The organism is Streptomyces sp. 8P21H-1, from assembly GCF_013302945.1.
On sequence record NZ_JABTYA010000269.1, the window covers coordinates 1 to 2,194 of the forward strand.

The 2,194-nt window shown below is 73.9% G+C and carries 1 protein-coding gene and 1 pseudogene; both read right to left on the reverse strand.

Annotation, left to right across the window (positions count from 1 at the left end):
* Positions 1-224: pseudogene (locus tag HO151_RS07050) on the reverse strand (hypothetical protein); the annotation flags it as partial.
* Positions 221-2,194, reverse strand: a 1,974-nt coding sequence (locus HO151_RS05795; RefSeq protein ID WP_173895024.1) for a DEAD/DEAH box helicase, incomplete at its 5' end; no start/stop codon positions are given. The gene HO151_RS05795 and the pseudogene HO151_RS07050, both read right to left, overlap by 4 nt.

Sequence of the window (2,194 nt, forward strand, 5' to 3'; positions counted from 1 at the left end):
CGGGGCCCCTCCGCCGCCGACGCCCCGCCGGTCCCGGAGACCCCGCCGGTCCGGGAGACCCCACCGGACCCGGGTGTCCCGTCGGCCGCCTCATTCCCGTGGACCGGGGTCGGCGCGTCGGTTCGGGACGCCTCGTCGGCCGGCGGGTCCGCCGCCGCTCCGTCCACCTCGTACGTCCCGTCCGTCTCGCCCGCCTCATCCTGCCGGCCCGTCGGAGACATCATGTGGACCTCCTCAGGGACACCAGGTCGGAGAGGTCGCGGTCCGTCAGTTCCGTCAGGGCTGCCTCGCCGGAGCCGAGGATCGCGTCCGCCAGGGCCCGCTTGGAGGCGAGCATGTCGGCGATGCGGTCCTCCACCGTGCCCTCGGTGATGAGGCGGTGGACCTGGACGGGCTGGGTCTGGCCTATGCGGTAGGCGCGGTCGGTGGCCTGCTCCTCGACCGCGGGGTTCCACCAGCGGTCGAAGTGGATGACGTGTCCCGCGCGCGTGAGGTTGAGGCCCGTGCCCGCCGCCTTCAGCGAGAGGATCAGGACCGGGGTCGCCCCGCTCTGGAACCGGTCCACCATGTGTTCGCGCTCCGGGACCGGCGTGCCGCCGTGGAGGAGTTCGACGGGGACCGCGCGGGCCGTGAGGTGGCTGGTGAGCAGCCGGGCCATCCCCACGTACTGGGTGAAGACGAGGGCGGAACCGTCCTCGGCGAGCAGCGTGTCCAGCAACTCGTCGAGCAGGGCCAGTTTTCCGGAGCGGGCGGCCTGGCGGGCGGTCCCCGAACCGCCGGGGTGCCCGTCCGGCTCCTCCTTCAGGTACAGCGCGGGATGGTCGCAGATCTGCTTGAGCGAGGTCAGGAGCTTGAGCACGAGGCCCCGTCTGGCGATGCCCTCCGTGGACTCGATGGCCAGCATCGACTCGCGGACCACGGCCTCGTACAGGGAGGCCTGTTCGCGGCTCAGGGGGACGGGGTGGTCCGTCTCCGTCTTGGGGGGAAGTTCGGGGACGATGCCCGGATCGGACTTCTTGCGCCGCAGGAGGAAGGGACGGATCAGCCGGGCGAGGCGGGCCGCGGCCTCCGCGCTCTCCCCGTGCTCGGCGTTCTCCACCGCGCGCGCGTGCCGGGCGCGGAAGGACTTGAGGGGGCCGAGGAGTCCCGGTGTCGTCCAGTCGAGCAGGGCCCACAGCTCGGAGAGGTTGTTCTCCACCGGCGTACCGCTCAGGGCGATCCTGGCCGGGGCGGTGATCGTCCGCAGGGCCCTGGCCGTCGCCGAGTACGGGTTCTTGACGTGCTGCGCCTCGTCCGCGACGACCATGCCCCACGACTGCCGGGCCAGCAGCGGTGCCGTCGAGCGCATCGTCCCGTACGTGGTCAGGACGAAGCCGCCGGCCAGGTCGGCCAGGGAGCGGTCCGGGCCGTGGAAGCGGCGCACGGGCACGCCGGGGGCGAACCGCTCGATCTCCCGCTGCCAGTTGCCCAGCAGCGAGGCGGGGCAGACCACCAGGGTCGGCTCGGTGCGTGCCCGCTTCAGGTGGAGGGCGATGACGGTGACGGTCTTGCCGAGGCCCATGTCGTCGGCGAGGCAGCCGCCGAGGCCGAGCGAGGTCATGAGGTCGAGCCAGGCCAGTCCGCGCAGCTGGTAGTCCCGGAGGGTGGCCGCCAGGCCGGGCGGCGGTTCGGCGGGGCGCAGTCCGGCCGTCAGGCGGTCGCGCAGCGTGGCCAGCGCGCCGACCGGCACGGCCTCGACGGTTTCCCCGTCGACCTCCGCGCTGCCGCTGAGCGCGGCGGAGAGGGCGTCGACCGGGTCGAGCAGTCCCAGTTCGCGCTTGCGGGCCTTGCGGACGAGGGCGGGGTCGACGAGCACCCACTGGTCCCGGAGGCGGACGACGGGACGGTGCGCCTCCGCGAGGGCGTCCATCTCCGCCTCGCTGAGCGGATCGCCGCCCAGTGCCAGCTGCCAGCGGAACTGCAGCAGTTCGCCGCTCTCGAAGAAGCCCGTGCCGTCCCTGGCCGAGCCCGGAGCCGGGCGGACGACCGCGGCCGCGGTCAGGTCCTGGGCGAGGTCCCGGGGCCAGTGCACGGCGACCCCGGCCGCGCCGAGGCGGGTCGCGGCGACACCGAGCAGGTCGGAGAGCTCGTCCTCGGACAGGGCCAGTACGTCCGGCACGTCCTGCGCGGACAGCCGGTCCAGGGGCGGCCAGAC